The 3037-nt window shown below is 65.1% G+C and carries 2 protein-coding genes; both read left to right on the top strand.

Translation table 11 applies throughout. The annotated features are described in order from the left end of the window. On the top strand, window positions 1–2213 hold a 2213-nt coding region (locus JV551A3_RS15050), incomplete at its 5' end, for a leucine-rich repeat domain-containing protein (protein WP_133978866.1). A 147-nt stretch (window positions 2214–2360) separates the two neighbouring features. Next, window positions 2361–3037: aldehyde dehydrogenase family protein (locus tag JV551A3_RS15040; RefSeq protein ID WP_133978862.1), on the top strand; the 677-nt coding region annotated here is incomplete at its 3' end.

The following is a 3037-nucleotide window of genomic DNA, read 5'->3' as shown; positions in this document are numbered from 1 at the left end:
ACGAGGGCCGGCACTTCATCCGCATGGACGGCGAACTCTTCGAGCAACGCTTCGACAGCCATTTGCAGCAATGGCGGGCCATTCACCCCGAGGTGCCCGATGCCTGGCAGCCACCGCTGGCGCACAACAGCCAAGGCGCCTGGCGTGGTCAGCATGAGCAGCCCGGCCAGTGGCCATTCGCGAAGCTGGTACGCCGTCTTGGCCAGCCATATGCAGCGTTCACCCCAGAACAGCTGACGCAGGCCAGCCGCCTCTGTGGCGTCGACGCCGCGTGCTTGCGCCGTGTGCACCTGGAGGGCCAGCCAACGCCGCCGCTGTTGCTCGATGCCCTGCAACGCATGGCGGCGCAGGCCGAGGTAGCGGCGTTGGCCGAGAAGGCCCCACCAGGCCTGTTCGAGCGGCTCTACAACGGCAGCGAGCCCACCACCCCGTCGACCCGGAAACTGCTCGATGCCTATCCACGGCTTTCCCCTGCCCTGGCCAAGCGTTTGCTGGCACCGTTGGGCGAAGCCGAATCGCTCGCCTGGCAACAGCACGGTCAGCTGCCCACGCAAGTTCGCCAGTTGCTGGAGCAAGTGCATGGCGAGCTGCCCCTGGTACGCGCGCTGGAAGGCGTGCTTCAGCCTGCCCGGGCCAGCAGTCACAGCGAACGCCTGCTTTTCTGCGCACTGGATGCGATGCCCGACTGGCCTGGGGACCTGCGCCTGGAGCTGCGCGGCGCCAGCCCTGAAGGCCCGCGGCTGGAGCAGGTCGGCAGCGACCAGGCCACCACCCTGCGTCGCGTGATCAAATCGGTCGAGGGCTATGAGGTCGACCTGGGCGAGCGCCCTGCACCTGCGCTGCGTGATCCGGACCTCTGTCGCGCCATAGAGCAGGCACTGTCACGCTCGCACCGCGACATGCTGGGTATCCCGAGCGCCGATGGCAGTTCGCTACGCCAGCACGTTCTGGATTGGGTCGACAAGCACAGGGAGACATTGGCCCAGCGGCTCTGGGGGCAGCGAACGGCACTGCGCAAGCCCTTGGGAAGCTTGCGCGGCGGGCTGCCGTTGACCCCCGAACCGCCTCAGCCGCGCCTGGCAGGCTCGCTGGCCGGGGCCTATCGCCGCTTGTTCCCGGACGCCACCGATCAGGAGTTCGAAAACTGGCTGGGCAACGATGAGGACAACCTCAACGCCGATGACATTCGCTCACCCACACAGCGGCTGCACGACCTGCAGCAGCGTCTGGATACTTTGCGCCGTGACCTGCATGAATGGGCCAGGCCCGATCCCCAGCATCCTCACCAGCGGCACCTGGCCATCCGCCCCATCATCAACGCCTGGCGGCGGCTGTCGACCATAGCGCTTGAAGGGGGTGGCCGCCTGCACAGCCTGGACCTGTCCGGCCTGGAACTGGACAACCAGGCCCTGGCCAGCCTGGCCTTGCCAGACGACTTCACCCATGTGCAGCACCTGTCACTCAGCTACAATCGTTCGCTAAGCCAGTTGCCGGCCGAGTTCCACGAGCGCTTCCCCAACCTCATTCGCTTGCTGCTGACCGACTGCCGGTTCGACACCGTACCCCACCTGGGCAACCCTGAGCAGCTCGCCTGGCTGGACCTGGAAGGCAACCGCATTACCTGGAGTACCCAGGCCCAGCAGGCACTCGAGCGCTGCCCTGGCCTTACCGTGCTGGACCTTTCGGGCAACCCGCTGCTGGAGGCCCCTGACCTGCGTGGGCTGGCCTATCTGAACACGCTGTTCCTGAACGACTGCGCGCTCAGCGAACTGCCGCAAGGCCTGGACCAGATGATCGAGCCCATCATCATGGACATTGGCGACAACCAGCTGCTGCGGCTGCCAGACGGTTTCAACGTACCAAGGCCAGTCGCAAACGCCCTGCGCCTGGAAAGCGAGTGGCTGGGCGCACCTGTGCTTGCGCAGATCGAGGCCTACAATACCGTGCATCAGGTTGACCTACTGGTATGCGAAGGCGACTACCTGGAATTCTTCGACCAGACCGGCCCGGCCGAAATGGCCCTGTGGCAGCGATTACCGCTGCAGTATCGACGTGACCTCAGGGCATTGCTGGATCTGGAGCCGTTCCTGTCTCGCCCGCAGTATGCCCGCGCAGAGTTCTGGCGGCGTCTGGCCCTGATTGATGCAAACCCCGCCCTGCATCAGCAATGGTTGACACACCCACCGTACGACCTGTTCAACCTCCCGCTTTGACAGCCCCCGGGTGCCTGCCTGCGCAACAGGCAGGCATTTACCGTCATGTTAAGCCAGACTGGTGTTTTTCCGGCGGCCGGTGCATGCTCGTAGCTGAAGCGATTCACCTGGCTCGAAACCCGCCCAGCAATGTGAGGTGCAGTACCCATGGACCGTCTGCTCGATTCACTCTTCCCCAGCGCCGAGAACATCCCGCAAGCCTGGCGCCTGGAAGCCCCCCTGGAACAACGCGACTATCTGGTGAACGGCGAGCTGAGGCGCTGGGACGGCCCCCTGGCCACGGTGCGCAGCCCGGTCTGGCTCAAGGAAGGTAACGATGAGCACCAGGTGGTACTGGGCAGCGCCCCGCTGCTCGATGCCGACACCGCGCTCACCGCCCTCGATGCCGCCGTGCTGGCCTACGACAAAGGCCGTGGCGCCTGGCCCAACATGCGCGTGGCCGAGCGCATCCAGCACGTCGAGACCTTCCTGGCGCGCATGCGTGAGCAGCGCCAGGCCGTGGTCAAACTGCTGATGTGGGAAATCGGCAAGAACCTCAAGGATTCGGAGAAGGAATTCGACCGCACCTGCGACTACATCGTCGATACCATCAATGCCCTCAAGGACCTCGACCGCCGCTCCAGCCGCTTCGAGCTGGAACAGGGCACGCTGGGCCAGATCCGCCGTGCACCGCTGGGCGTGGCCTTGTGCATGGGGCCATACACCTACCCGCTGAACGAAACCTTCACCACGCTGATCCCGGCGCTGATCATGGGCAACACCGTGGTGTTCAAGCCGGCCAAGTTCGGTGTGCTGCTGATTCGGCCGTTGCTCGAAGCCTTCCG

This window comes from Pseudomonas inefficax, assembly GCF_900277125.1.
GTDB classification, from domain to species: Bacteria; Pseudomonadota; Gammaproteobacteria; order Pseudomonadales; family Pseudomonadaceae; genus Aquipseudomonas; species Aquipseudomonas inefficax.
The sequence above is the reverse complement of the archived record's forward strand: the minus strand, read 5'-3'. Positions and strand labels throughout refer to the sequence as shown.